This is a genomic window from Nocardia acidivorans NBRC 108247 (genome assembly GCF_001625085.1).
GTDB lineage: Bacteria > Actinomycetota > Actinomycetes > Mycobacteriales > Mycobacteriaceae > Nocardia > Nocardia acidivorans.
Genome location: NZ_BDAW01000008.1, coordinates 61,338 through 87,924, shown reverse-complemented (window position 1 = coordinate 87,924; position 26,587 = coordinate 61,338). Strand labels below are relative to the sequence as shown.

Annotated in this window: 28 protein-coding genes and 1 riboswitch; of the genes, 7 read left to right on the top strand and 21 right to left on the bottom strand. The window is 68.0% G+C overall.

Annotation, left to right across the window (positions count from 1 at the left end):
* Window positions 1-25: 25 nt before the first annotated feature.
* From NA10_RS03255 to NA10_RS39745, 17 genes are all read right to left on the bottom strand, one after another.
* The gene (locus NA10_RS03255; RefSeq protein ID WP_067563106.1) at window positions 26-1,021 is read right to left on the bottom strand and encodes a zinc-binding dehydrogenase; all 996 of its coding nucleotides are present in this window, start codon (window positions 1,019-1,021) and stop codon (window positions 26-28) included.
* Window positions 1,022-2,020: a 3-oxoacyl-ACP synthase III family protein gene (locus NA10_RS03250; RefSeq protein WP_218021434.1), complete on the bottom strand. Its 999-nt coding sequence runs from the start codon at window positions 2,018-2,020 to the stop codon at window positions 1,022-1,024.
* Complete coding sequence (locus NA10_RS03245) at window positions 2,017-3,357, bottom strand: acyltransferase family protein (RefSeq protein WP_157555994.1); 1,341 nt, start codon at window positions 3,355-3,357, stop codon at window positions 2,017-2,019. The genes NA10_RS03250 and NA10_RS03245 overlap by 4 nt, the downstream gene beginning before the upstream one ends.
* A gap of 102 nt (window positions 3,358-3,459) precedes the next feature.
* The gene (locus NA10_RS03240; RefSeq protein WP_067563100.1) at window positions 3,460-4,542 is read right to left on the bottom strand and encodes a dihydrolipoamide acetyltransferase family protein; all 1,083 of its coding nucleotides are present in this window, start codon (window positions 4,540-4,542) and stop codon (window positions 3,460-3,462) included.
* Between the two features lie 51 nt (window positions 4,543-4,593).
* Complete coding sequence (locus tag NA10_RS03235; protein ID WP_067563214.1) at window positions 4,594-5,553, bottom strand: alpha-ketoacid dehydrogenase subunit beta; 960 nt, start codon at window positions 5,551-5,553, stop codon at window positions 4,594-4,596.
* Window positions 5,554-5,558: 5 nt separating this feature from the next.
* Window positions 5,559-6,686, bottom strand: coding sequence for a pyruvate dehydrogenase (acetyl-transferring) E1 component subunit alpha (pdhA, locus tag NA10_RS03230; RefSeq protein ID WP_067563099.1), 1,128 nt, complete (start codon window positions 6,684-6,686; stop codon window positions 5,559-5,561).
* 2 nt (window positions 6,687-6,688) lie between these two features.
* Complete coding sequence (locus NA10_RS03225) at window positions 6,689-7,591, bottom strand: NAD(P)-dependent oxidoreductase (RefSeq protein ID WP_218021433.1); 903 nt, start codon at window positions 7,589-7,591, stop codon at window positions 6,689-6,691.
* Window positions 7,588-8,112 (bottom strand): acetyl-CoA carboxylase biotin carboxyl carrier protein, encoded by a 525-nt coding sequence (locus NA10_RS36385; protein WP_157555992.1) that lies wholly within the window; start codon window positions 8,110-8,112, stop codon window positions 7,588-7,590. Before NA10_RS36385 ends, NA10_RS03225 begins: the two co-directional genes overlap by 4 nt.
* Before the next feature lie 20 nt (window positions 8,113-8,132).
* Window positions 8,133-9,383, bottom strand: a complete 1,251-nt coding sequence (locus NA10_RS03215; protein WP_067563096.1) for a beta-ketoacyl-[acyl-carrier-protein] synthase family protein — start codon at window positions 9,381-9,383, stop codon at window positions 8,133-8,135.
* A complete protein-coding gene (locus NA10_RS03210) occupies window positions 9,380-9,808 on the bottom strand; it encodes a cupin domain-containing protein (RefSeq protein WP_067563093.1) in 429 nt (142 codons plus the stop codon). Before NA10_RS03210 ends, NA10_RS03215 begins: the two co-directional genes overlap by 4 nt.
* Window positions 9,805-10,140 carry a TcmI family type II polyketide cyclase gene (locus NA10_RS03205; protein WP_067563090.1) on the bottom strand — a complete coding sequence of 112 codons (336 nt, stop codon included), beginning with the start codon at window positions 10,138-10,140 and terminating at the stop codon, window positions 9,805-9,807. The genes NA10_RS03210 and NA10_RS03205 overlap by 4 nt, the downstream gene beginning before the upstream one ends.
* Window positions 10,141-10,237: 97 nt before the next feature.
* On the bottom strand, window positions 10,238-10,441 hold the full coding sequence (locus tag NA10_RS03200; protein WP_067563087.1) for a hypothetical protein: 204 nt from the start codon (window positions 10,439-10,441) through the stop codon (window positions 10,238-10,240).
* 15 nt (window positions 10,442-10,456) lie between these two features.
* Window positions 10,457-10,912, bottom strand: coding sequence for an anthrone oxygenase family protein (locus tag NA10_RS03195; RefSeq protein ID WP_067563085.1), 456 nt, complete (start codon window positions 10,910-10,912; stop codon window positions 10,457-10,459).
* Window positions 10,913-10,916: 4 nt separating this feature from the next.
* Window positions 10,917-11,294 (bottom strand): SchA/CurD-like domain-containing protein, encoded by a 378-nt coding sequence (locus tag NA10_RS03190; protein WP_067563082.1) that lies wholly within the window; start codon window positions 11,292-11,294, stop codon window positions 10,917-10,919.
* Complete coding sequence (locus NA10_RS03185) at window positions 11,294-12,034, bottom strand: SDR family NAD(P)-dependent oxidoreductase (RefSeq protein ID WP_067563081.1); 741 nt, start codon at window positions 12,032-12,034, stop codon at window positions 11,294-11,296. Before NA10_RS03185 ends, NA10_RS03190 begins: the two co-directional genes overlap by 1 nt.
* A 115-nt stretch (window positions 12,035-12,149) precedes the next feature.
* Window positions 12,150-14,015 carry an AfsR/SARP family transcriptional regulator gene (locus NA10_RS03180; protein WP_084514255.1) on the bottom strand — a complete coding sequence of 622 codons (1,866 nt, stop codon included), beginning with the start codon at window positions 14,013-14,015 and terminating at the stop codon, window positions 12,150-12,152.
* A 530-nt stretch (window positions 14,016-14,545) separates the two neighbouring features.
* A complete protein-coding gene (locus NA10_RS39745) occupies window positions 14,546-15,028 on the bottom strand; it encodes a DUF8817 family protein (RefSeq protein ID WP_507763257.1) in 483 nt (160 codons plus the stop codon).
* 34 nt (window positions 15,029-15,062) lie between these two features.
* On the opposite strand from NA10_RS39745, the gene NA10_RS03175 reads away from it, so the two are divergent.
* Window positions 15,063-15,446: a PPOX class F420-dependent oxidoreductase gene (locus NA10_RS03175; protein ID WP_067563075.1), complete on the top strand. Its 384-nt coding sequence runs from the start codon at window positions 15,063-15,065 to the stop codon at window positions 15,444-15,446.
* Here NA10_RS03175 and NA10_RS03170 read toward each other — a convergent pair.
* The 3 genes from NA10_RS03170 to cobN form a co-directional block, all read right to left on the bottom strand.
* Window positions 15,443-15,823: a PPOX class F420-dependent oxidoreductase gene (locus tag NA10_RS03170; RefSeq protein ID WP_067563072.1), complete on the bottom strand. Its 381-nt coding sequence runs from the start codon at window positions 15,821-15,823 to the stop codon at window positions 15,443-15,445. The genes NA10_RS03175 and NA10_RS03170 overlap by 4 nt on opposite strands.
* 170 nt (window positions 15,824-15,993) lie before the next feature.
* Window positions 15,994-16,533 carry a DUF8020 domain-containing protein gene (locus tag NA10_RS03165; protein WP_067563070.1) on the bottom strand — a complete coding sequence of 180 codons (540 nt, stop codon included), beginning with the start codon at window positions 16,531-16,533 and terminating at the stop codon, window positions 15,994-15,996.
* 251 nt (window positions 16,534-16,784) lie between these two features.
* Window positions 16,785-20,423: a cobaltochelatase subunit CobN gene (gene cobN / locus NA10_RS03160; RefSeq protein WP_067563068.1), complete on the bottom strand. Its 3,639-nt coding sequence runs from the start codon at window positions 20,421-20,423 to the stop codon at window positions 16,785-16,787.
* A 47-nt stretch (window positions 20,424-20,470) separates the two neighbouring features.
* A riboswitch (adenosylcobalamin-variant (AdoCbl-variant) riboswitch) is annotated at window positions 20,471-20,547 on the bottom strand.
* Between the two features lie 148 nt (window positions 20,548-20,695).
* On the opposite strand from cobN, the gene NA10_RS03155 reads away from it, so the two are divergent.
* The 3 genes from NA10_RS03155 (at window position 20,696) to NA10_RS03145 (ending at window position 22,866) form a co-directional block, all read left to right on the top strand.
* The gene (locus NA10_RS03155) at window positions 20,696-20,950 is read left to right on the top strand and encodes a hypothetical protein (protein WP_157555988.1); all 255 of its coding nucleotides are present in this window, start codon (window positions 20,696-20,698) and stop codon (window positions 20,948-20,950) included.
* A 62-nt stretch (window positions 20,951-21,012) separates the two neighbouring features.
* Entirely contained in the window at window positions 21,013-22,212 is a 1,200-nt protein-coding gene (gene cobG / locus NA10_RS03150) for a precorrin-3B synthase (RefSeq protein ID WP_067563063.1), read from the top strand.
* A gap of 105 nt (window positions 22,213-22,317) precedes the next feature.
* The gene (locus tag NA10_RS03145) at window positions 22,318-22,866 is read left to right on the top strand and encodes a hypothetical protein (RefSeq protein WP_067563060.1); all 549 of its coding nucleotides are present in this window, start codon (window positions 22,318-22,320) and stop codon (window positions 22,864-22,866) included.
* Here the strand turns inward: NA10_RS03145 and ddaH are convergent.
* Complete coding sequence (gene ddaH, locus NA10_RS03140; protein WP_245676994.1) at window positions 22,835-23,710, bottom strand: dimethylargininase; 876 nt, start codon at window positions 23,708-23,710, stop codon at window positions 22,835-22,837. The two genes, NA10_RS03145 and ddaH, sit on opposite strands and share 32 nt — an antisense overlap.
* A 138-nt stretch (window positions 23,711-23,848) precedes the next feature.
* Between ddaH and NA10_RS03135 the strand changes: the two genes are divergently transcribed.
* From NA10_RS03135 to cobJ, 3 genes are all read left to right on the top strand, one after another.
* Window positions 23,849-24,286: an Lrp/AsnC family transcriptional regulator gene (locus NA10_RS03135; RefSeq protein WP_067563206.1), complete on the top strand. Its 438-nt coding sequence runs from the start codon at window positions 23,849-23,851 to the stop codon at window positions 24,284-24,286.
* Between the two features lie 74 nt (window positions 24,287-24,360).
* Window positions 24,361-24,996 (top strand): precorrin-8X methylmutase, encoded by a 636-nt coding sequence (locus NA10_RS03130; RefSeq protein ID WP_067563204.1) that lies wholly within the window; start codon window positions 24,361-24,363, stop codon window positions 24,994-24,996.
* On the top strand, window positions 24,993-26,564 hold the full coding sequence (gene cobJ, locus NA10_RS03125; protein ID WP_067563054.1) for a precorrin-3B C(17)-methyltransferase: 1,572 nt from the start codon (window positions 24,993-24,995) through the stop codon (window positions 26,562-26,564). Before NA10_RS03130 ends, cobJ begins: the two co-directional genes overlap by 4 nt.
* The last annotated feature ends 23 nt before the right edge of the window (window positions 26,565-26,587 follow it).

Sequence of the window (26,587 nt, the reverse complement as noted above, 5' to 3'; positions counted from 1 at the left end):
CCTTCCCACGGCGATGCTCCCATCCTCACCCATCCCGGCCGACCGCGAGCACGATCTTGCCGAACTGCTCACCCGCCAGCATGGTGGTGAAGCCCTCCCGGGCGCGAGCGAGCGGAAGCACCTGATGGATTCGCGGGCGCAGTCCGGTGCGCGCGCAGAAATCGGTCAGTCCGAGCAGTTCCTCGCGGGTGCCGACGGTGGAGCCGACAATCGAGATCTGGCGATAGAACAGACGATTCAGATCCAGGGTGGTCAAATGCCCGGTGGTGGCGCCCGAGACGACCACCACGCCGCCGGGACGCACCGCCCGGACCGAATGCTCCCAGGTGGCCGCGCCGACGGTCTCCAGTACCGCGTCGACGCGCGCGGGCAACCGCGTCCCGGTCTCGAATACCCGCTCCGCACCGAGTTCCAGTGCGCTCCGGCGCTTCTCGGGACTGCGGCTGGTCACCCAGACCCGATGGTTCGCCGCGTGCGCGAGCATGATCAGCGCGGTCGCCACCCCGCCGCCCGCACCCTGCACCAGCACCAGCGAGCCCGCCGCCAGCCGAGCCCGATGAAACAGCATGCGGTACGCGGTGAGCCAGGCCCCCGGCAGACAGGCCGCCTCCTCGAAGGAGAGCCAATCGGGTTTGGGCACCACATTGCGGCGCGGCACCACGATCTGCTCGGCGAAGGTGCCGTCGTAATCCGAGGAGAGCATGCCCATGGCCGGATCCAGGGTTTCGTCACCGCCCCCTGCCGCCGGATCCCCGACGACCGGATAGACGATGACCGGATTGCCGTCCTCGTCGATCCCCGCGCCCTCCGCGCCGAGCACCACCGGCAATTGCTCACCGGTGACGCCGATTCCGCGCAGGGTCCACAGATCGTGATGGTTCAGCCCGGCCGCGCGGATCGAGATCCGCACCCCGTCCGGCCGGGGCGCGGGGGCCCGCCACGGGCCCACGCGCAGGCCGTCCAACGGCCGGTCCGGGCAGCTGTGTGTGGCCACCACCGCCAGGACCCGCTCCGAACTCATTCAGCCGAACCTCAGGCAGAGCGCGCCCCAGATGAAGCCCGCGCCGATACCGGCGATCACCACGGTATCGCCGCGCTGAATCTTCTTGCCGGTCACCAGGGTGTGCAGCACGGTGAAAACCGTTGCGCTGCCGGTGTTCCCGAGCCAGTCCACGGTGATCTCGGCGCGCGTGCGCTCCACCCCGAGCCGGTCCATCACCTCGTTGACCACATTGCCATTGGCCTGATGGATGACGTAGTGCCGGATATCGTTCACGTCCAGACCGGATTTGGTGACCGCCTGGTGAATGCATTTGGGCAGATGTTCGGTCGCCTCCTCCCAGACCGTGCGGCCGTTCATATAGAGGAAGTGATCGCCCGCGGCCACGGTCTCGGGGGTGGCCGGATAACGCGAACCGCCCGCGCGCACCTGCACCTCGTAGGAGAGGGCGGATTGGATATCCCAGCCCAGCAGACCGTGTTCCGGTGCGGCCGAGCGGCCCAGCACCACCGCGCCCGCGGCATCGCCGAAGAAGACGCGAATCTTGCGATCGGCCGGATCGGTGAGCCGGGACAGCGCCTCACCGCCGATCACCAAGATGTTGTTCATGGCCGGGTTCTGCAGCAGGTGGATGCCCAGGAACATGGCCAGCACACCGCCCGAACAGGCGGCCTGGGTCAGATCGATGGGTATCGCCCGGTGCGCCCCGATGGCCTCCTTGACCATGAGCGCGGTGGAGGGCAGCGGTTGATCGGGGGTGACGGTGGACAGGATGATCACGTCCACGTCCTCGGCGGCGACCCCGCTGTTGCGCAGCGCGTCGGTGGCCGCCTCGACGCACAGATCCGAAGTCGACTGTGCCGCATCGGCATAGCGGCGTTCCCGGATTCCGGTGCGCGAGCGGATCCATTCGTCGGAGGTGTCCAGGGTGGCGGTGAGATCCTCGTTGGTGACGATCCGGGTGGGCACGCTCAGCCCGGTGCCCAGGAAGGTCGCGGGCAGCATCGAGGCGGTATTCATGACTCGACGTCCTTTCCGATCGGGCTCGGCGCGGGGCGATTCGCGGGCGCTCTACCCAGCAGTGGTCGCAGCGTGCGCTGCAGGGGACGCTCCACCAGCACGAAGGTCGCACCGGCGAGCAGGAAGGCGGTGGGCAGCACCACCAGCGTGATCGGCAGGAACGCGCCCTGCCCCAATTCGAGCCCGCGCCATTTGAAGTAGGACACCAGCACCACCTGGTGCCACAGGTACACCCCGTACGAGAGCTGCCCGCCCCACACCATGATCGGATGCGACAGGAACCGGTTGCGCCGGCGCGCGGTCATCACGGCCAGCACCAGGGCACTCGCGGCGATGAGATGCAGGACGAACTGGACCAGGCCGTGCCCCTGGGTCGGATAGAAGGTGTTGGCGTCCTTGCCCATCAGCGCCGGAATGCCCAGGCCGACAATGGCCAGCGCCGCCACGATCCAGGCCAGATACGGCCGGCGGCGGGCGGCGCGGAAGAGTGCGGGCGCGCGCTCGGGGGCATGGTCCACCCAGTCGGCCAGCACGCCCAGGATCATGCCCGCGGCGAAGTAGCCGATCAGGCCGGGCAGCCAGTACCACTGCGGCGGCCACTGCCCCATGCTCGGCTTGTGCACGTACCAGACCCAGGCCACATTGATCAGGAAAAGCGGTGTGAGCGTGAGCATGACGACGCGCGCCCGGCGCACCAGATCGCCACCGGCGCGCGCGGCCACCCAGGCCAGGCCGACGGCGATGAGCGGCAGCAGCAGATAGAACACGACCTCGGTGGCCAGCGACCAGGTGGGCACCAGCCCCTCGGGCAGATCGGCGGTGCCGTACTGATTCTTGTGATAGATGGTCAGGAACAGCAGTGAGCGGACCCAGGTGGCCAGATCCTTATGCGTGACGAAGGCCAGGGAGGCGATCACCACCAGCCAGTACACCGGCAGGATGCGCAGCGCGCGCCGCCACATATAGGCGCTCACCGACGGCAGCCTGTCGCCTTTGAGGGCCATCCCGCTGAACTGCCGGTACAGCAGCATGCCGGACATGACGCAGAAGAACGGCACCGCCACCGAAAGCGGTTGCACCACATAGCCGAGCCAGTCCGACTGGAAGCTGCCGTTCCAGCCCGCGGCCACATCGCCGGTATAGATGGAGACGTGCCCGGCCACGATGGTGACGGCCACGATGGCGCGCAGTCCGTCCAGTGACGGCAGATACTCCTTGATCGACGGTGCGGCGGTCGCGTCCGAGGACGCGGGGCTCGTACCCTCCGTCGCGCGATCCTCGCCCGGCGGCGGGTCGACCTCATCTGGTTCGGAGACTTGACTCAACGTCTCGGACATATCCACCTCACTGTTCGACGCTCGAAGGTCCGCGCCCAGCCTGCGGACCCGCACTCGACGCAGCCTCGGATCCGAATCAGGCCGCGGTGGACCGGGTTCGGGTCATAACCGCCCGAGCAGGGCGTGCGGATCCTCCAGCACACCGGCGAGCGCGGCCAGGAAGCGCGAGCCCTGTTCCCCGTCGACCAGGCGGTGGTCGAAGGACAGCGCCAGCGTGGTGATCCAGCGCACCGCGAGCTCGCCGCGAAACACCCAGGGCCGCTGTCGAATCGCACCGAGGCAGAGGATGGCGGCCTGTCCGGCGGTGACGATCGGGGTGCCGCTGTCGATACCCCAGACGCCGATATTGCTCAGGGTGAAGGTGGCTCCGCGCATATCTGCCGGGGTGAGTTCACCGCGCCGCGCGGTGGCCGCGAGAGTCGCTATGGCGCCGCAGATTTCGGTGATGCCGCGCGAGTGGGCATCGGCCAGCACCGGCACCAGCAGCCCGCGCGGCGCGGCCACCGCGATACCCAGGTTCACCCGCTCCCGGGTGATGATCTCCCCCGCCTGCTCGTCCCAGGAGCTGTTGAGCGCGGGGTGATCGGGCAGCAGGGTGGCCACCGCCTTGGCGGTCAGGGTCAGGGCCGTGGGCCGCAGGTCGGCGAAAGTCGGACTGGCGCGCATGGTTTCGAGCAGCTCGACGGTGACGGTGGCATCGACGGTGACGAATTCGGTCACCTGGGGCACGGTGCGATGACTGGCGACCATGGCCGCGGCGGTGCTGCGGCGCACACCGGTGATCGGGGTGCGGATCTCCCCCGCCGGGCTCGGCGAATCCATTGGGACGACCGGTGTTTCAGCGTTGTCCACCGGCCGGGGGCGGGGGCGGCGACGCCGGGGACCGGCGGGTTTGGGCCCGTAGCCGACCAGGACGGTCGGCGCGGACTCCGGTTCGGCGGCGGCATCCTCGATCCGAATGATGGGTTCGCCCACCGGGACCCTCTCGCCCGGCGCGACCAGGATTTCCAGGACCACCCCGCTGAACGGGGACGGGATGGCGACCACCGCCTTCTCGGTCTCCACCTCCACAATGGGCTGATTGAGGTCGACGTGATCGCCGACCGCGACGGTCCAGGCGGCGATCTCGGCCTCGGTGAGCCCTTCGCCCAGATCGGGCAGCCGGAATTCGAGTGTGCGGGACATGCTGCGGCGCTCCGTAATTCGATTCGGCGGATATTTCGGGGCGGCGCGGGCTCAGATCAGGACCCGGTCGACCGCGTCGAGGATGCGATCCGCATCGGGCAGATAGTGCGATTCCAGACGAGAGGGTGGATAGGGGGTGTCGAATCCCCCCACCCGCAGCACCGGCGCGCGCAGCACCCCGAAGCAGCGTTCACCGATCCGGGCGGCGATCTCCGCGCCCAGACCGAACGAGACCGGGGCCTCGTGCACCACCACCAGTCGCCCGGTGCGGCGCACCGACTGCTCCACGGTGTCGAAATCGATCGGCGCGAGGCAGCGTAGATCGATCACCTCGAGCGAATTGCCCTCGGCGTCGGCGATTTCGGCGGCTTCGAGCGCGACCGCGACCATGGCCCCGTAGGCCACGACGGTGGCATCGGCTCCGGCCCGGGTGATGCGGGCGCGGTCCGGCGGCAGCGCGGGCGCGGCGAACAGGTCGACCGGGCCCTTCTCCCAGTAGCGGCGTTTGGGCTCGAGGAAGATCACCGGATCGTCCAGGGTGACCGCCTGCTGGATCATGACGAAGGCGTCGGCGGGGGTGCTGGGCGCGATCACGCGCAGGCCCGGGGTGTGTGCGAAGTACGCCTCGGGCGATTCCGAATGATGTTCCACCGCACCCATTCCGCCGCCGAACGGGATGCGGATGGTCACCGGCGCGCGGACCGCGCCCGCGGTGCGATAGTGGATCTTGGCCAGCTGCGAGACGATCTGATCGAAGGCCGGGAAGACGAAACCGTCGAACTGGATCTCACAGATCGGCCGGTACCCGCGCAGCGCCATCCCGAAAGCCGTTCCGACAATGCCGGATTCGGCCAGCGGGGTGTCGATCACCCGGTGCGCGCCGAAATCCTTCTGTAAGGCGTCGGTCACCCGGAAGACGCCGCCGAGCCGGCCGACGTCCTCACCCATGACCAGGACCTTGGGATCGTTCTCCATCGCCCGCCGGAGACCGGCATTGAGCGCGGCGACCATGGTGATCACGACTGGACCTCCTGCGATTCGGCCAGATAGCGCGCGTACTCACCGCGCTGGCGCGCCAGCGGCGCGTGCGGGGTGGCGTAGACGTGTTCGAAGAGGGTCATGGGCTCGGGATCGGGCATGGCGAGCGTGACCGCGCGAATGCGGGCGGCGGCGGCATCCCCGCGCGCGCGGACCATGTCGTCGACGGCGGTGGTGCGCAGCCCTTCGCGTTCGAGCAGCCGCAGCACTCGTGCGAGGGGGTCGCGCGCGGCCCAGAGATCGACCTCGGCGCTGTCCCGATAGCGGGTCGGATCATCGGAGGTGGCGTGCGGTCCCATCCGATAGGTGATGGCCTCGATGAACGAGGGTCCACCGCCCTCGCGGGCCCGGCGCGCGGCGGCCCGGGTGACCGCGAGTACCGCCAGCACGTCGTTCCCGTCCACCCGGACCGCCGGAATCCCATATCCCAGAGCACGATCGGCGATCGGCGCGGCGGCCTGCACCCCCACGGGAGCGCTGATCGCCCAGTGATTGTTGACGCAGACGAAGACCACCGGCGCGGACCAGCTGGCGGCGAACACCATGGCCTCGGCCACATCACCCTGACTGGTGGCGCCGTCGCCGAAGTAGACCACGGTCGCGATCTCCGCGCCGTCCAATTGCGCGGCGTAGGCGTATCCGGTGGCGTGCAGGGCTTGTGAGCCGACCACCAGCGCCGGATTGGTCATATTCACCGCGGCCGGATCCCAGCCCGCGTGGGCCGCTCCCCGCCACAGCGCGGTCATCTCCCCCGGATCGACGCCGCGGCAGTAGGCCACGCCGTGCTCGCGGTAGGCGTCGAAGACATAGTCCGCGTCCCCGAGTGCGTGCGCGGAGCCGACCTGCGCGGCCTCCTGCCCCAGGCTCGGGGTCCACAGGCCCAGCTCGCCCTGCCGTTGCAGTGCGGTGGCCTCGGTGTCCAACCGGCGCACCGCGACCATGTCCGCGTACAGCTCGATGAGCTCCTCGGCATCGACATCGGCTATGAGCGCGCGGAATTCGCGATCGAGCACCCGCCGTCCGTCGGGTTGCAGCAATTGGACGGGATAGCGGCGGGGCGAGGAGTCCCCCGCCGCCGTCCCGGTGCCGATACCGGTCGTGGTCATCGCTAATGCATGACTTCGACTGGGAGACCGACGTGTTCGACGATGACGGCCGCGTCCTTGTCACCGTCACCCGCCGCCACCACACCGGCGAAGGCGGTCCGCACCGCCTCGATCACCGGCAGTTCGGCCGCACCCTGGGCCAGTGCCAGGCGCAGATCCTTCGCCATGAGCGCCGAGCGGAAGAAGGCGGGTTCGTAGGCGCGCCTGCGCATCAGCTCGGCGCGGAAACGCAGGACCGGCGAACTGAATCCGGTGCCCGCGACCGTGCTCAGCAGGGTGTCGCGGTCCAGTCCGGCCGCGGTGCCGAAACGCACCGCCTCGGCCAGCGCCGCCACCTGCGCGCCCAGCAGCAGGTTCAGCACGAGTTTGAGCACCGCGGCATTACCGGCCGCACCGACGTGGGCGACCTCGGCCCCGAGCACCCCGAGCAGGTCGGCCACGGTCGCCGCGTCCTGTTCCGGACCGGCGGTGTACACCCGCAGCTCACCATTGCGCGCCTGGATCGGATTGCCGACCACGCACGCCTCGATGCGCCGAATCCCGTGCTCGCGCAGGCGTTCCGCGGCGCGGCGTGCGTATTCCGGTGCGACGGTGGAGGTGTCGACCACGGTCGCGCCGCTCGGCAGGGCGTCGAGCACCGCACCGAAGAGCACGCTCTCCACGGCCGCGTCATCGGCCAGGCTCAGGATCACCAGATCGTGGTCGGCCACCGCGGCCGCCGCCGTGGCCGCCCGGCGCGCCCCGCGCTCGACCAGTGCGGTCGCCTTGCCCGGGGTCCGATTGAACACTGTCAGTTGATAATCGGCGTCGAGCAGCCGGTGCGCCATTCCCGCGCCCATACTGCCGAGCCCGAGAAAGGCTACGCGTTTACCGGTGGCCATCGGATCGATCCCCTCGATTGTCATGATGCGTCGGCCGGTGCGACGAGGAACAGCGGCTGGTCGTACTCCACCGATTCGCCATCCTGGACCAGGAATTCCAGGATCGTCCCGTCGAAGGTGGCCTCGACCGGGTTCATCAGCTTCATCGCCTCCAGGATCGCGATCTGCTGACCGGCGGTGATCCGGTCACCGACCTCCGCGAAAGGCGGGGTATCGGGGTCCGGGCGGCGGTAGAAGGTGCCCACCATGGGTGCGGGCACCACCGTCCCGCCCGAGGGCGCGGGCGGCGGGGCGACGGCGGGCTCGGCGCTCTCGGTCCGCGAAACCGTTGCCTGCGCGGGCCATTCGACGTCGATGGCGGCGTCACCGTAGCGCACGCTGACCCGGCTGGGCGGGTGGGCCGCGCTGTGCACCGCGGTGACGACCGTCCCGACCAGTGCCTCCAGGGCGGCGCGCGCGTCGATGTCGGCGAGCGCCCCGCCGATCGGATTGTCCTGCCCCGGTAGCGGATCCACCGCGTGGGTATGGGTCGACGCAATGGTCATTGTCGATACCTCTCGTACTCTCAGCGGACCAGCACGATGGCGCTCTGGAAGCCGCCGAATCCGCTGCCGACACTGAGCACCACGTCCATCGGGTGCTCGCGTGCCTCCCGGGGCACGTAGTCGAGATCGCATTCGGGGTCGGCGTGCCACAGATTCGCGGTCGGCGGCACCACCTGTTTGGTCAATGCCAGTGCGCAGGCGGCGACTTCGAGCGAGCCGATCGCGCCCAGCGAATGCCCGATCATGGATTTGATCGAACTCACCGGCACTTTGTAGGCGTGTTCGCCCAGGCTGCGCTTGAACGCGGCGGTCTCGTGCCGATCGTTCTGCTTGGTCCCGGAGCCGTGCGCGTTGATGTAATCGACCGCGGTGCGATCGAGGTGGGCCAGATCCAGCGCCCGGGTGATGGCCTCGGCCATCTCCCGGCCGTCCGGGCGCAGCCCCGTCATATGAAAGGCGTTGCTGCGACTGCAGAATCCGGCGATGGCGCCGTAGCGCGGTGCGCCGCGGCGCTTGGCGTGCTCCTCGGATTCGAGCACCAGCACCGCCGCGCCCTCGCCCAGTACGAAACCGTCCCGGGTGCCGTCGAACGGCTTGGAGGCGTGCTCGGGATCGTCATTGCGCGTCGAGGTGGCCTTGATGGCGTCGAAGGAGGCCGAGGTGATGGGTGAGATCGGCGCGTCGGTGGCCCCGGCCAGCACCACATCGGCCAGGCCGTCGGCGATCAGCTCCGCGCCGTGCGCGATGGCGTCCAGTCCCGAGGTGCAGCCGGTGGAGATGAGCGCCACCGGCCCCTCCGCGCCCGCGTCGGTCGCGACTTCCACGGCGAGGGAAGAGGGTACGAGATAGTCGTACAGCTGCGGCACCGCGTAGGCCGGATCCACCAGCCACTTCTTGCCGCCGTCGGAGACCACCTGATACTCCTCCTCCAGCCCGGTGGTGCAGCCCACCGCGCTGCCCAGGCTCACCCCGAGGCGAGACCGGTCCAGATTCGGCAGATCCAGACCGCTGTCCGCCAGCGCCTCCCGCGCGCACAGCACCGCGAATTGCGCGGCCCGGTCCATTCGCCGAATCTCGCGGTGGGACAGGCCCATGGCGATCGGATCGAAATCCACCTCGGCGGCGATCCGGGAGCGGAACGCCGAGGCGTCGAACAGGGTGATGGCCCGGGTCGCGGTGGTTCCGGAGGAGAGCAGATCCCAGTACGCCTCGCGCCCGACCCCGCCGGGCGCGACGACGCCGATACCGGTGACCACCACCTGCCCGGTCACTGCCCACCCCCGACCGAGAGTTGCGGTTGGCTGGTGTCGACGTCCTCGGTGTCGACATGCCCGAGCTCGGGGCGCGGTGCGAGCGGGGACAGGTGGAACACCACCCGCGCGTCCGCGGTGCCCACGTTCACCAGGCGGTGCCGCACGCCGATCGGCACCAGGAACCAGTCTCCCGCGCGCAGATCCACGAAGGTCGCACCGTCCAGCCGCAATCGCAGCGAGCCGGAGACCACGTGCAGGAACTCCTCGGAGTACGGGTGGTAGTGCTCGGTGACGACCTCGTCCGGAGCCAGGGTCAGCTCGCCGCCGAAGCCGCAGGTGGACCCGACGGTCTTGGGGCTCAACACGACTCGGATATCCCCGCCGCGCCGGCGATTGGGCTCGACCTGCTCGGCGGTCACCGTCTTCCAGTTCGCGGTGCTCACAGCACTCGCCCCTCGGTGGGGGTCCAGACGTAGAACGGGTTCGCCATGGCGTCCTTGGGCTCGGCCCAATTCGGGTCGTAGGGCTGGACGAATTCGCGCAGACGAGTGTTGATGTCGTCGTACAGCGGATGCTTGCGGGCGCGGTACAGACTCGGGGTGATGTCGTCCTCTGCCTCCACCAGGTGGAAGTACAGATCATGGAAGCTGAACAGCGTGCGCCGGGAGACGCCGATCATATGCGGCAGTTCGGTGCTGTCCGAGGTGCCGAAGACATCGGCGATTCCGGGTGTCGCGCCGGGATTCAACTTTGCGACGATCAGTGTGCGATGCACTGTACGTCCTCCTTCGATCGAATGACTTCACACCATGCTGGTCCGCCGGACTCGAATTCGACTCGACGGAATATCCACCGTGGCAAGGGTTTTCAGCTCAACGCGAGCGCGGCCAGACACCGTCCAGGTCGACCTCGAGCTCATCGTCCAGCCGCACCCGGCGAGCGCCGGCACTGAAGATGAGCACCTCCGCGGGCACGGTGCCGTAGTAGGCCAGCACCATCGGGGCCATGGCCGTCAGCGTCCGCATCAGCCAGCGCGAGAAGCGTTCCCGCCGGCCCGCCCGCTCGGGTGATGACATCGCCGGTCCTCTCGGCTAGACCGATACCGCCAGCGCGGCGGCATTGACCGCCAGCGCCGCCACCGCGACCGCGGTGCGCAGCAGATGCCAGCGCCGCCAGACCGGTCGCGGATCCTGCCAGTCGGGCGGAATCCGTTCCGGATCAAGCGTTTTCACCTGGCGGTTGAGCGGAACATTGCAGAAGTGCGAGACCACCGAGACCACCAGCAGCAGCACCGCCGCGCTCGCCCACAGCGGCCGGGCCCGGTCGTGGTCGGTGCAGACGGCCAGCAGGATATCGAGCAGGGTGGAGCTCAGCACGATCACCGGCATGGTGGGATCCCAATGGCGGCCGAGCAATTGATGTGTGTAGACGTACCGGTCGGCGGGCATCGCGCGCAGTCCGGGCAGCACGCTCAGCGCCACCGCGAACAGCACACCGGCAGTGATACCGCTGCCGACCAGTACGGCCACGGGCAGAAACGTCAGCATCGAGTCACGACTGCGGCAGGGTGTCCACCGACAGCTGGGAGATGCAGCGCATTCCCGCATTGCGGAAGTAGTTGCCGAAGCCCTCCGCGGTACCGGTGTCACGCTGTTCGGCCAGATACGGCGCGAGCTGCTTCTCCAGGATGTGCACACCCGGATGCGCGGCCATATGACCGGCGATGGCGGCGTACTCACCCTCGTAGTGGATGACCCGCACCATGAACTCGTCCTTGATGAACACCGCGGTGCCCACCAGCCGTCCGACCTCGGAGCCGTCGGCGTCCCGCATGGTCGGCGTGCCGACCCGCTGGAAGTTCCCGAAGATCTCCGCGATCGCGTCCTCGTTGCCCGGTTTGACCCGGTAGGTGATTGCGGCGTAAGGCATTACATTCCTCCATCTACTTTGATCGCTTCGCCGGTCACGAAGTCTGAGCGCGGACTCGCCAGGAACTCGATGACGCCCGCGACGTCCTCGGGGGTGCAGAGCCGGCCCAGCGGGGTCGCCTCCACCACCTTCTGCACCACGAACGGCGGCGCGGAATGCTCGGCGTCGGGGGAATCCACCAGACCGGGTTCGACCGAATTCACCCGGATGCCACGGGGTCCCAGCTCGCGGGCCAGACCGCGGGTGAACCCGAGCAGTGCGGCCTTGGAGGCCGCGTAGTGCGCCGCGGCGGGTCGCCCGCGCAGCGCCGCCGCCGATCCCACCGTGATGATCGAGCCGCCGCTGCCCAGCAACGGCAGCGCCGCCCGGGTCACCCGGTAGACCGAGGTGAGATTGCGGTCCAGCATGTCCTGCCACATCTCCGGGGTCAGCTGGGACAGCGGCGCCATCCCGTCGACGCCGACATTGTTGACCAGCACATCCAGCCCGCCGAGGGTGGTCAGGCAGGTGTCCATCACCCGCTCGACCGCGGCCGCGTCGGTGATATCGGCCACGACCAGGGTGCCGGGCGCGCCGATCCCGGCCAACTCCTTGGCCAGGGCCTCGGCGGCCGGTCCCGGGGTGCGATGACAGGTGACCACCGTGGCCCCCGCACGGGCGCAGGCCAGCACCGCCGCCTTACCGATACCGCGGGTGCCGCCGGTGATCAGAATCCGCTTGCCGGCCAGTTCGTTGTGCATCGCTGCCCTCCGTGTGCGGTGCAGAGCCATTGTCCGGGAAACGATTTCGCGCTTCCCGGACTCGATCCTGGCGGTCGGCGCTCGGTGCCGGCTGGAGGGCGGGTCGAGGACCGGATCAGGCGGTCGATTCGGCGACGAACAGGGTGTCCGGGTTCAGCGGAATCGGTTCGCCCAGTTCGCCTTCCTCATAACTGAAAGCCGCGGCGACGGCCCGGAACAGGGGGATGAAGCGGTAACCGAACTCCCCGAGACCCGGTGCGAGCGCGACCTCGACCAGCTGCACCTCGACCAGCTCCTCGAGCAGCCACTCCGCCTCGGCCGTATTGGTGCCCAGGATCTGGGCGGCGTCATCGGCCGAGATCGGCTCGCGCGCCACCGCCAGGGCGCGGAAGGCGAATTGCGCGTCGTGCGAGAGCAATCGATACGATCGCCGCACCACCTCGACCACCTCGTCCCGCGCGCTGGTGATGCCGAGCCGGGCTCCCTTGGAGTGGGTTCCATTGCGCCAGTCCAGCATTCGCGAGACGGGCCAGTGCGAGCGCTGCGCCAGCACCTTCGACACCGCCCCCAGCGCGGCCGGATAGCCGGCACAGGAGTCGATCATGGTGGTCACCGCCTCGGCCTCCCGGTCGATGCGCTCGCGCCCGAGCGCGTCGACCAGCACCTGCCAGGACACCCCGCGGCTGAGGGGGGTCGCCTCGACCACCTTGGTCAGCTTCATATGCGCCAGCCGGCGGCGACAGGTCAGGATGGTGGCGCAGCCGGATCCGCTGGGTAGCAACGGATCCAGCTGTTCGGCGCTGACCACGTCGTCGAGCACCACCAGCACCCGATTCGAGGAGGTCCAGCTGCGGAACATCCGCGCCCGCTCCTCGACATTGGAAGGAATGCGCACATCGTCGAATCCGATGGCGCGCAGGAAATCTCGCAGCACCGTACCGGGGGCGACGGCCTCACCCTCGGCGGTGCACAGGCGTGCCCAGACCTGCCCGTCCGGGAAATTGCCGCGTACCTGATGCGCGGCGCGCAAGGCCAGCGCGGTCTTACCCGAGCCGGGCGCACCCACCACCGCGACCACGGGGGTCACCGCGGCCTGCGCGCCCACCAGCCGCTCGATCTCCTTCACCTGCGAATCACGGCCCGCCAGAAAGATATCCGGCGGCAATTGGTTCGGACGGCCGGACCTGGAGGGCCCGGGCGACCCAGCATGGGCGTCGCGGAGTTTGAGGATGGGATCCTCGGCCAGGATATGGCGATGCAAGCGCTGCAACTCCACACAGGGTTCCAGGCCCATCTCCTGCGACAGCAGCGCGTGAATCTGCCGGTAGGAGTCCAAGGCGTCGAGTCGGCGACCCGAACGATGCAGCGCCAGCATCAATTTCGCGCGCAGGCCCTCATGTGTCGGATTCTCCGAGACCAGTCCGCAGAGCTCGCCGACCAGCTGGCGATGCCTGCCCAGCTCGAGCTCGGCATCGATGCGCTGCTCCAGCGCGGATTTGCGCAACTCCTCGAGGCGCACGATCTCCGCCTCCAAGACCGGACCGGTCGCCACCGCGCCCAGCAGTCCGCCGCGCCACATGGCGAGCGCGTCCTTGAGGATCGATACCGCCTCGGCCAGTTCCCCGGCCACCAGCAGTTCCATGCCCTCGGCCACCAGGTCCTCGAAGACCTGCGCGTCCAGTGCCCCGGCGGGCAGCCGCATGACATAACCCGACTGGGTGGTGTCCAATCCGATCGAATCATCTTGGCAGGGATGGAGTTTCAATAACTTGCGAAGTTGATAGATGTACGTCTGCAGGGTGGTGTTCGCACTCGGCGGTGGTCGATCGTCCCATAACTCGGACATGAGCTGGTCGACCCGTACGACGCCGCCCCGATTGAGCGCCAACAGCATCAGCACGGCGCGCAGCTTCGGCGCGGACGGCGTGATGTCCCGACCTTGAAAAGTTACCTCGAACGGCCCTAGTACTCGTATTTTCATTTTCGCCCCCCGGCGTGGTTAGTGCAGTGATGCAGGGGTATGACATGAACCGTGGCCTCGGCACGACCGCGATCTGAACTGCTAGCGTTTCACTCGCGAGCGTCCGGCGATCGGTCGAAGTCGAGGCGGGGCAAGAGTAAAAGTATGAAACACTCGCAGGTCAGCATCGTGATCGCAATGAGATCAGCGCGATGATCCAGGACTTCATTGTCACGAGCGAGTTCGAAGACCTCCTCGAACTATCTGTTACCGAAATACACGCCCGCGCAGTCGCTTACCCGATTGCCGGTGGCCCGGCGGACGCCTCGCACTGTCGTCCATCCGACCACGAGCGGCTCTGGAGCCGCGCTCGAATGAGACCTTCGACGGTGAAGATCACTACATAAGTAAGCATCTGCGCAGATTGTGATTCTGCACAGACGCAAAGGATACTCCCCGGCAGAGGATCTCGCGTGATCATCAAGAACAACGCCCGCCACCGCCATCACCGCCTCGACCAATACTGGGGCCCAATCGAATTGGTCCCCGGGCTACGCGACTTCCACGGTGCCGAGCTCCTCGGCGACCACCGCGCGATCGGCGTCGGAGAGTTCCAATTCCCGTAGCCGAGAGAGCATTTCCGCCACCTTCTCGGAATCTTCGGCAGCAGTGGCGATTTCGGCGAGCATGGCCAGCGCGCGGGCACGCCCCGGGAGCCGCGGCCGCACCGTGGCGACACAGACCGGTCTCGAGGACCCGGGTCGCGGCCGAATCGTCATTCGTGGCGCCCCGCAGAATACGGGCATTGTCCAGCACCCGCGCCGATCCCTCGGGGCGTTTGGCGCCGCCGTACTCGAGATCGGGTTCATACGTTGAATGTAGATGACGGAATTGCCGACCGGGTCGACCACGGTGAACCGCGACTGGCCGGGACGGAAACGGGTGATGCGGGGTAACCCGCGCGCCGGAATCCGGCCGAACTTCGCCCGCGGCGCGGCGGTGAATTCAGCTCGACACGCGCCTATAACCCGCACCGCCGAGGTCGCGGGCACCGGATAGGCTGCGGGCGTGGATAACCCGTTCGGCCCCGTGGGGACCGCCAAGTATGTGCTGTTGACGACCTTCAAGAAGGACGGCACGCCCGTCGGCACCCCGCTGTGGGCCGCCCTCGACAATGGTCGCCTGTACATCTGGACCGTGACCGACAGCTGGAAGGTCAAGCGCATTCGGCGCAATCCGGAGGTCACCGTGCAGGCGTGCGATGTGCGCGGCAAGCCGCACGGGGACATCGTCAAGGGCACCGCGAAGATCCTGGACGACGCCGGTGGTGACCGGGTGCGCGGATTGGTCAAGCGCCGCTACGGATTACAGGGGCATCTCATCGTCACCGGAAGTACGCTGCGGCGCGGGAAGACCGGCACCGTCGGCATCGAGATCACCGCGGAGGTCTAGACCGACCGGGTGATCGCCAGGCCCACCGAGGCGTCCGCGCCGCGGATCAGCCGATGTCCGCGAATGGCCAGCCTACCCAGGAGTCCGTACTTCGCGCAGACCACCGCGCGGACGTGTTCGGTGCCCTCGGAATCGAGAATGCGCGCGGTGCCCGCGAACACCTCATCGGCCAGCGGGCGGCCGCGGTTGTCGCAGATCTGCACGGTGACGCTCGGGTTGCGGCGAATGCGCTTGACCTTCCAGGTCTTCGGATTCGTCCACACCACCAGCCGCTCACCGTCGGGGGCGATCCAGACCGGGGTGCTCGCCGCGGTGCCGTCCTTCTTGTAGGTGGTGAGCAGGGCGTATTTGGCCTGGGCCAGATCATTCCACGTCATGATCGCACGGTATTGCGCCCCGGATGACGCGCACATCCGCCGGGGCGCGGAAATCCGCCTACGACCGCGGGCGTACGCGCGACCACGGTCGGACCGCCGGGCCGGATAATCGGTCCGGCGGTCCGCCATGCGCACGGCCGAGTGCTGCCCCGCGCACAGCCGTGCTCACCTCATGGTTGTTGGCCGGCGATGATCGCCCCGAGCAGACCGCCCACCCCGCAGCCCACGATCGCGCCGACGAAGAAGAACCAGATGCCGATGACTATGCCGACCACACAACCGATCAGCGCGCCGGCCACGATCGATCCGGCATTGGCGACGTTCGCCAGCGCCACCGGATCGGCGGCGGGCGTGGCGATATCGGCCGCGTTGGCCGGTCGCATGGTCAAGGTCGTTCCGGCGGCGTCGATTTCGGGCACGACATCGAGTGACCGGTCGGCGACCTGATACGTCAGCGGCAGCGAGGCGATGGCCTCCCCGCTCGGGCCGAGCACGGTGACGGCGCCCCCGGCCATTTCGAACCGGCCACCGGCCAGAGTGGTGGTGACCGCGGAATGATCGGGCGCCAGGCTGGTGGTGTACTCGACCCCTCGATCGACACCACTGATGCCCGGTTGCGCCACGGCCGGTTCACCATGCGCGGTGACGGTGGCGACGCAGAGCGCGGCAATGGAGAAGAGAGTTGTTGCGGCGAATTTGGCTATTCTCATGATGATTACCTGTATTCGAAAGAGCCGATTCGCCGAACACGTCGAGGATGACCGATCCGGCGAATCAGGGAATCCACATCCAATGAGCAATCCACATTGAGTGATTGGACTTCCCGACGCCTCCCCGAGTCTGACGCCGGGACGATTCTTATCGTCCTCTCAGACTTGCCGCGGGGGTAGAACAGGTGCCGGGGTTGTCCGCCGTTGTCCTATGCGCCCTACCCCGGCATCCCGCGAAATGCGGAATTCGCCTATTCCAGTTCGCCTTCGGTTTCCAGATACACCTGACGCAGTCGGTCCAGGGTATCGGCCTCCGGCTGCTCCCAGAGCTTACGTTCGGCGGCCTCCAGCAATCGCTCCGCAATACCGTGCAGGGCCCACGGATTCGACTGCTCCATGAACTTCCGATTCACGTCGTCGAATACATAGGATTCGGCGAGCTTTTCGTACATCCAGTCCGCGACCACATTCGTGGTGGCGTCATAACCGAACAGATAGTCCACTGTAGCGGCCATTTCGAAGGCACCCTTGTAACCGTGCCGGCGCATCGCCTCGAGCCAGCGCGGATTCACCACGCGCGCACGGAATACCCGCGCCGTCTCCTCCGACAGCGTGCGGGTGCGCACGGCATCGGGGCGGGTGCTGTCACCGATATAGGCTTCGGGATTCCTACCGGTGAGCGCGCGCACCGCGGCCACCATGCCACCGTGATACTGGAAGTAATCGTCAGAGTCGGCGATATCGTGTTCGCGGGTGTCGGTGTTCTTGGCCGCCACCGCGATTCGGCGATACGCGGTGCGCATATCGTCCGCCGCCGGGACGCCGTCGAGCTCGCGCCCGTACGCGAAACCGCCCCAGGCCGTGTACACCTGGGCCAGATCGTCATCGGTGCGCCAGCTCTTGGAATCGATGAGCTGGAGCAGACCCGCGCCGTAGGTGCCCGGTTTGGAGCCGAAGATGCGGGTGGTGGCGCGGCGCTCGTCCCCGTGCGCGGCCAGATCCGATTGGGTATGCGCGCGAACGTAATTCGTCTCGGCGGGCTCGTCGAGTCCGGCGGCCAGGCGCACCGCGTCGTCGAGCAGGGCCAGCACGTGCGGGAAGGCGTCGCGGAAGAATCCGCTGATGCGCACGGTGACATCGATGCGCGGGCGACCGAGTTCCTCCAGCCCGATGGCCTCGAGCTTGGTGACGCGGCGACTGGCCTCATCCCAGACCGGCCGCACCCCCAGCAGGGCGAAGACCTCGGCGATATCGTCGCCGGAGGTGCGCATGGCCGAGGTGCCCCACACCGAAAGACCCACCGAGCGCGGGTATTCGCCGTGATCGGCCAGGTAGCGCGCCAGCAGCGACTCCGCCATGGCCTGCCCGGTCTCCCAGGCCAGCCGCGAGGGTACCGCCTTGGGATCGACCGAGTAGAAATTGCGCCCGGTGGGCAGCACATTGATGAGTCCGCGCAGCGGTGAGCCGCTCGGTCCGGCCGGAATGAATCCGCCATTGAGCGCATGCAGGATGCGTGCGATCTCGACACCGGTCTGCCGCAGCCGCGGAACCACCTCCGTCGCAGCGAATCCCAGCACCCGGCGCACCGCCGATAGGCTGGACTCGGGCTCCGCGCCCGCACCGGCGACGGCCGTGCCGTCCGCGCCCACCAGATCCTCGGTAATGGCGTCGATGGCATCGACGTCCCAGTCGACCTCCTGCATGGCCGCCACCAGTTCCCGGGCGCGCGTCTCGAAGGCATCGACCCGGTTTCGCGATTCGTCACCACTTTCGCTGAGCCCCAGCGCTTCTCGCAGTCCGGGCACATTGACCTCGCCGCCCCAGAGCTGGCGGGCGCGCAGCATGGCCAGCACCAGATCGACCTCGGCCTCCCCGGCGGGGGCCTGGCCGAGAATGTGCAGGCCGTCGCGGATCTGCACATCCTTGATCTCGCACAGCCAGCCGTCGACGTGGAGCAGCATATCGTCGAAGACGTCCTCGTCCGGGCGCTCGGCCAGCCCGAGGTCGTGGTCCATCTTGGCCGCGCGCATGAGCGTCCAGATCTGCTGGCGGATGGCGGGCAGCTTGGCAGGATCCAGGGTGGAGATATTGGCGTGCTCGTCGAGCAGCTGCTCCAAACGCGAGATATCACCGTAGGTTTCGGCGCGCGCCATGGGCGGGATGAGATGGTCGACCAGGGTGGCGTGGGCGCGGCGCTTGGCCTGGGTGCCCTCACCCGGATCGTTCACCAGGAACGGGTAGATCAGCGGCAGATCGCCCAGGGCGGCGTCGGTGCCGCAGGAGGCGGACATGCCGAGCGTCTTACCCGGCAGCCACTCCAGGTTGCCGTGCTTGCCCAAGTGCACCATGGCATCGGCGGCGAAGCCGTCCGGTGCGGCCAGCCAGCGGTAGGCGGCCAGATAGTGGTGGCTCGGCGGCAGATCCGGGTCGTGGTAGATGGCGACCGGGTTCTCCCCGAATCCGCGCGGCGGTTGCACGATGAGCACCACATTGCCGAATCGCAGTGCGGCGATGACGATTTCACCCCGGGGATCGGCGGAGCGATCCACGTACAGCTCACCCGGTGCGGTCCCCCACGCCTCCTCGACGGCCTCGCGCAGATCCTGTGGCAGCTGCGCGAACCACGCGCCGTAGGTGTCGGCCCCGATGCGAATCGGGTTGCCCTCCAACTGTTCCGCGGTCAGCCAGTCCGGATCCTGACCACCGGCGGCGATGAGCGCGTGGATCAGCGCATCGCCGTCACTCTCCTCCAGGCCCGGAATCTCCCCCGGTTCGCCCAGGTGGTAACCGGCCGAACGCATTTCGTTCAGCAGCCGGATGGCGCTGGCCGGAGTATCGAGCCCGACGGCATTGCCGATGCGCGCATGCTTGGTCGGATACGCCGACAGCACGATCGCAATATGCTTGTCGGAGTTGGGAATATGCCGCAGTCGCGCATACCGCACCGCGATTCCGGCGACCCGCGCCGCGCGCTCGGGGTCGGGCACGTAGGTGGAGAGCCCGTCGGCGTCGAACTCCTTGAACGAGAACGGCACCGTGATGATGCGACCGTCGAACTCGGGCACCGCGACCTGGGTGGCGACGTCCAGGGGTGAGAGGCCGTCGTCATTGGCCTCCCACTGCGCGCGCCCGCTGGTCAGGCACAGGCCCTGCAGGATCGGCACATCCAGATCCGCGAGCGCGCCCACATCCCAGGCTTCGTCATCGCCACCGGCCGAGGCGGTGGCTGGTTTGGTGCCGCCCGCCGCGAGCACGGTCACCACGAGCGCGTCGGCCTTGCGCAGTTCGGCGAGCAGTTCCGGCTCCGCGGTGCGCAGCGAGGCGCAGTACACCGGCAGCGCCCGCGCGCCCTTGTCCTCGATGGCCGCGCACAGCGCGTCGATATAGCCGGTGTTCCCGGCCAGATGCTGGGCGCGGTAGTAGACGACCGCGACCGTCGGCGCATCCGCGGCAATCTCGCGCGAATCCCGTTCCAGCTCACCCCAGCTGGGCAGCTCCACGGGCGGGTCGAAGCCGTGGCCGGTGAGCAGCACGGTGTCGGAGAGGAAGTTGTGCAGCTGCAACAGGTTTCCGGGTCCACCGGCCGCCAGGTAGTTGTGCGCGTCCGCCGCCACACCGCCGGGGACGGTGGAGCACTCCATGAGCTCGGCGTCGGGCGCGATCTCACCACCCAGGGCGACCATGGGAATCCCGCTGGCGCGCACCGTTTCCAGGCCCTCCTCCCAGGCCCGCTTACCGCCGAGAATGCGCACGATCACCAGATCGGCGCCGGCGAGCAGGCCGGGCAGATCCTCGGGGAGGATGCGCGCCGGATTGGCGAGCCGATACTCCGCGCCGCTGGCGCGCGCGCTCAGCAGATCGGTATCGGACGTGGACAGCAGCACAATCACAGATTTCGGCCTTCCTAGGGTGGACGCGCCCAGCACGGTACGGCGCTCGACGGGAAGGTCTGACTGTCACAGTGGCGCGACCGCACCGGAATTGCACCGGTTTCTCCGTCCGACGAGCCCGCCGATGCTATCGCGCCCACATCACAGTGCCGCAAACCTGTTCCGCGAACCTGTTCGGGGCTGGCCGCCGCGCGTACGCTGCCGGTATGCCAAACACTCCGGGATGGGTCAGGCGGAATCGCTTCACCGCCTGGTCAGGATATTTTTGCGCATTGGTTGCCTTCGCAACGCTGGCTATGGCTCTGACCGCGGCCGGCAGTGGACACACGCGGTACGCGATGCTCGCGGCCATCATCTGCGCCGGGACCGTGCTGTATGGAATCACCCTCATCACCACCACGGTGCGCCGCGATCACCGCGACCACCACAACACTCCGAACCTGCTCCAGGACAGCTGGCAACTCTCGCCGGCCTTCGCCCGGCGTCGCGGCGCACCCCGGGCCGTCGAGCCGCGCCGAGACGGTTAGCCCGCGCCGCGACGGCGGGCGACGGTGCCGCACACCGTCCTGCGCCGTACGCTGATGAGGCCATGACCCGCACAAATCCCGACTCCTGCCCGGGCGTACTGCGTCTGCACGATGCCGCCGACGGGCCCCTCGCCCGCATTCGTGTACCCGGCGGACAGCTCACGCCGCCACAATTGCAGGCGCTCGCCGACGCCGCACGCGACGTGGGCGACGGCAATATCGAACTCACCTCGCGCGGCAACGCGCAGCTGCGGCAGGTTCGCGACGCGGCCGCGCTACAGGAGCGATTGGCCGCGGCCGGGTTGCTGCCCAGCGCCACCCATGAGCGGATTCGCAATATCATCGCCTCGCCCCTGGCCGGACGGGTCGGCGGCTGGGCCGATGTGCATCCGCTCGTGCCCGCGCTCGACACCGGATTGCAAGGTGCCGCCGAGTTGGCCGGCCTGTCCGGGCGCGTGCTGTTCACCCTCGACGACGGGCGCGGCGATGTGAGCGGGCTCGGCGGCGATATCGGCGTGCACGCGGTGGACGGCGATACCTTCGCGCTGCTGCTCGCGGGCGCGGACAGCGGCGTGCGGGTCTCCGCCGCCGAGGCCGTCGATCTGATGCTCGCCGCCGCACACGGATTCCTCGACCTGCGCGAGGGACAGTGGCGACTGCACGAAATCCCCGATGGCAGCGCCCGCCTCACCGATCGCCTGCTGACCGCCCGGCCGCATCTGGCCACCGCCGACGAGGTCGTGGAAGTGACCGCGCGCCAGGATATTCCGATCGGCTGGCTGACCCAGGCCGATGATCTCGTCGCCCTCGGGGCGGGGGTGCGCCTGGGCTCGCTGCCCGCGCGCACCGCCGAATTCGTCGCCGCCGTGGAGCGACCGATCCTGCTCACCCCGTGGCGCAGCCTGGTCCTCACCGATATGGACGAATGGACCGCCGAACAGGTGGTCCGAGTACTGGCCCCCATGGGCCTGATCTTCGACGCCAACTCCCCCTGGCTGCTGGTCAGCGCCTGCGCAGGCCAACCCGGCTGCGGCAAATCCCTCACCGACGTACGCGCCGACGTCACCGCGGCCGTCGAATCCGGACGTGTAATCCCCACCGCCACACCACAATCCACCCGAACCACGCTCGGCGCGCAGGACATCGTCGCGGCGGGCCGGCAACACTGGTCCGGCTGCGAGCGCCACTGCGGCCGCCCCCGCGCAGCCGTCACCGATATCACCGCCACCCCCGACGGCTACCGACTCGACCCCGCCGACTGATCACACCGGGTTGTTACCCGCCCGCGGCCGATTTCGGTGAAGAATGGATGGTTCCGGCAGCCTGGATTGTTGATCGGCGCAGACGGTTCGTGTGCGGGAGGCCCGATGACCATTTCGACGCTGAGTGATGACGAGATCGCGGCGATGTCCGATCTGGAACGTCGCGCATTGATCGCACGGTTGCAGCCCGCGGAGCGGGTGCTGCCGCCGCCGCGAGTGGTGAGGATTCATCGGCGGATTCGGTTGACGCTGATGGTCGGCGGGTCGCTCATTCTGATTCCGTGGATCATCTATCTGGGGATGACGCTGCCCGCCGATTATCACGCCCGTAATTGGTCGCTGACCTGGATCGGATTCGATGTCCTGCTGGTGCTCATGATGGGGGCCACGGCCTATCTGGGCTGGCGACGGCGGGTGTTCCTGCTCCTGCCCGCCTTCGCCACCGGCATGCTGCTGCTGGTCGACGCCTGGTTCGATATCGTGACCGCCGAGCCCGGCGACGTCTGGGTGTCGGTGGGCACGGCGATCATCGGTGAGATTCCGCTGGCGATTCTGCAGATCAGCGGCGCGCTCATGCTGTTGCGCTTCCTGGTGCTGGCGCATCCGCTGAACGATCCGGCGGTCAGTCCATGGCGGGCGCCACTGCCGTTCTGACCGAATGCTGTTCCATGGTGCAGCATTTCACGCTGCCGCCCGCCTTCAACAGTTCGGACAGGTCGATGCCCACCGGTTCGTAGCCGCGGGCGCGCAACTGCTCGGCGATGGCGACCGCCTTATCGCTGAGGAAGACGTGGTAGCCGTCGCAGACACCGTTCAGGCCCAGCACATTCGCATCGTCCTCGGTGGCGATGATCGCATCCGGATACATGGTCGCGAGCAGGCGCGCGCTCTCACCGCTGAAGGCCGCCGGATAGTAGGCGATGGTGTCGCCCAGAACCATGAGCGCGGTATCGAGATGATAGAAGCGCGGATCGATCAATTCCAGTGAGATGACCGGCAATTCGAAGAATTCCTGCACCTCCTCGTGTGCGGCGCGGGAGCTGCGGAAACCGGTGCCCGCCAGAATCCGATCGGGTGCGATGGCGAAATCGCCTTCGCCCTCATTGGTTTCGCGGGCGGCGGCGACCCTGGTGAACCGTTGCGCGGCAAGCCAATCGTGATAGGCCGGGCCCTCGGCGGCGCGTTCTGGATTGGCGAAGCGAGCCGAGAGCGCGCGCTCCCCGATGACCAGACCGCCATTGGCGGCGAAGACCATATCGGGCAGGGCGGGCAGACCCTGGACCACGTCCACGGTGTGGCCGTGCCGTTCGAAGGTGGCGCGCAGGTTCTCCCACTGCGCCAGGGCCAGGGCCCGGTCGACCGGGGCCGAGGTGTCCATCCAGGGATTGATCGCGTAGTACACGTCGAAATGATCGGGTCGGCACATGAGATACCGGCGCGGGGTGGGGCGGCGAGCGCCCGCCGGTTCTGGAGCGCGGAGCGTGGCTACGGAGGTCAACGAGGCTCCTTCTGAACTTGTGCGGTACACAGCTTGGTCACGAAGGTAAATGGCGTACCGTTGCGCTTGAAATAGCGAATCGTTGCGTAGATTCGCGGTTCTGTAGCTAATCGTTGCGCCCAAGCGAAAGGCGTCGTGGTGGACGAGCTCGATCGTCGGATTCTGGCCCATCTGCTCAAGCAGGCGCGGGCATCGTTCCAGGAGATCGGCGCGGTGGTCGGGTTGTCCGCGCCCGCGGTGAAACGGCGGGTGGACAAGATGGTGGCGGGCGGGCAGATCACCGGCTTCACCGCACTGGTCAATCCGGCCGCGCTGGGCTGGCGCACCGAGGCGTATGTCGAGGTCTATTACCGCGACAACATCTCACCCGCCGAACTGCGCAAGAGCCTGGAACCTATTCCGCAGGTCGTCGGAGTCTGGACCATCGCGGGTGAGGCCGATGCGCTCGTGCACGTCATGGCCACCGATATGGCCGAGATCGAGGTGACCGTGGAGCGCATTCGCGAGAACGCGCGGGTCGGCCGCACCCGCAGCAGCATTGTCATGTCGCGGCTGCTGGAGCGTCCGCGCACCTGAGGGCACAGCGCGCAGGCGACGGCCCAGACCACCCGCCCCCGGCCGTCGCGGGGGCCAAATCTAGGGTGGAGGCCATGTCCGACGTGCGTACCAGCTACCTCACCGACGGGGCCGAGATCTATCGGCGCTCGTTCGCCACGATTCGCGCCGAAGCCGATCTGGAACGCTTTCCGGCGGATGTGTCGCAGGTCGTGGTGCGCATGATCCATGCCTGCGGGCAGGTGGATCTGGCCGCGGACGTGGAGTTCAGCAATGGTGTGGTGAACGCGGCGCGCGCGGCCATGCGGGCCGGAGCGCCCATTCTGTGCGATGCCAATATGGTGGCCTCGGGGGTGACCCGCAAGCGGCTGCCCGCGGACAACGAGGTGCTGTGCCTGCTGGGCGATCCCCGGGTGCCCGGGCTCGCGGCAGCGATGGGCAATACCAGATCCGTTGCGGCACTGGAACTCCTGCGCGATCGTATGGACGGCGCGGTGGTGGCGATCGGCAATGCCCCGACCGCGCTGTTCCATCTGCTCGATATGCTCGACGCCGGTGTGCCCGCACCCGCGGCGGTGATCGGGATTCCGGTCGGATTCATCGGCGCGGCCGAATCCAAACAGGCCCTGGCCGAATACGGGGATATCGAATTCCTCACCGTGCGCGGACGACGCGGTGGCAGTGCCATGACCGCCGCCGCCCTCAATGCGATTGCGAGCGAACAGGAATGAGCGGCAAGCTCTGGGGCGTCGGCCTCGGACCGGGCGATCCGGAACTGGTGACGGTCAAGGCTGCGCGGATCATCGGCGCGGCCGATGTGATCGCGTTCCACAGCGCCAAGCACGGGCGCAGCATCTCGCGGGCCATTGCCGCGCCGTATATGCGGGCCGGGCAGCTCGAAGAACACCTGGTGTATCCGGTGACCACCGAGACCACCGACCATCCGGGTGGTTATCAGGGCGCGATCGACGAGTTCTACGAGTCCGCGGCCGCCCGGCTGGCCGAGCACCTCGACGCCGGGCGTTCGGTGGCATTGCTCGCCGCCGGAGATCCGTTCTTCTACAGTTCCTTTCAGCATATGCATCGCCGCCTGGCCGATCGCTTCGAGAGCGAGATCATTCCGGGCGTCACCTCGGTCAGCGCCGCCTCCGCCGCACTGGGCACGCCCCTGGTCGAGGGCGAGCAGGTGCTTTCGGTACTGCCCGGCACCATGCCGGTCGAGGAGCTCACCGAGCGGCTGCGCACCACCGACGCCGCGGCCATCATGAAGTTGGGGCGGATGTATCCCGGTGTGCGCCAGGCACTTTCGGATTCGGGCCGCCTGGACGACGCCTACTACGTGGAGCGGGCGAGCTCCGCCCGGCAGCGGGTGCTGCGCGCCGCCGAGGTGGACGAGGCCGGCGTGCCGTATTTCGCCATCACCATCGTGCCGGGCCCGAAGCCCGAGACCCGAATCGCCTTGACCGGCGCGGCGTCCACGGCGGCAGCCACCGAGCGGAACGATACCGCGGTCACATCTCATGCGACCGCATCGGTTGCGGCGCAGGGTAGTTCGATCGGCGAGGTGGTCGTGGTCGGCTTGGGCCCCGGTGCCGCCGACTGGGTTACACCGGAGGTCACGCGGGCGCTCGCGGAAGCCACCGACATCGTCGGCTATACGACCTACATGAACCGGGTCCCCGAGCGCGCGGGCCAGCGCCGCCACTCCAGCGATAACAAGGTCGAATCAGAGCGCGCCGCAATGGCTTTGGACCTGGCCAAGAATGGGCACAAGGTGGTGGTTGTTTCGGGTGGGGATCCCGGGGTATTCGCCATGGCAGCGGCGGTGGTCGAGGAGTCGGCCGATCCGCAGTGGCGGGATGTCCCGGTGCGGGTGCTCCCCGGCGTGACCGCGGCCAATGCCGTGGCGAGCAGGATGGGCGCACCGCTGGGCCACGATTTCGCCATGCTCTCGCTCTCGGACCGGCTCAAGCCGTGGGAGGTGGTGGCCGGGCGGATCTCCGCCGTGGCCGCGGCCGATATGGCCTTCGCCGTTTACAACCCGGCCTCCTCGCAACGCAAGTGGCAGGTCGGGGCCATGCGGGATCTCGTGCTCGAGCATCGCAAGCCCGAGACCCCGGTGGTGATCGGCCGCGATGTGGGCGGCCCGACCGAGACCGTGCGGGTGACCACCCTGGCCGAACTGAACCCCGACGAAGTGGATATGCGCACCCTGCTGATCATCGGGGCCTCCACCACCAGGCTGTTCGACGCGCCGGACGGACCGAGGGTGTACACCTCCCGCCGATACGGCGATTAATATTCCATAGTGGAATACAGGCT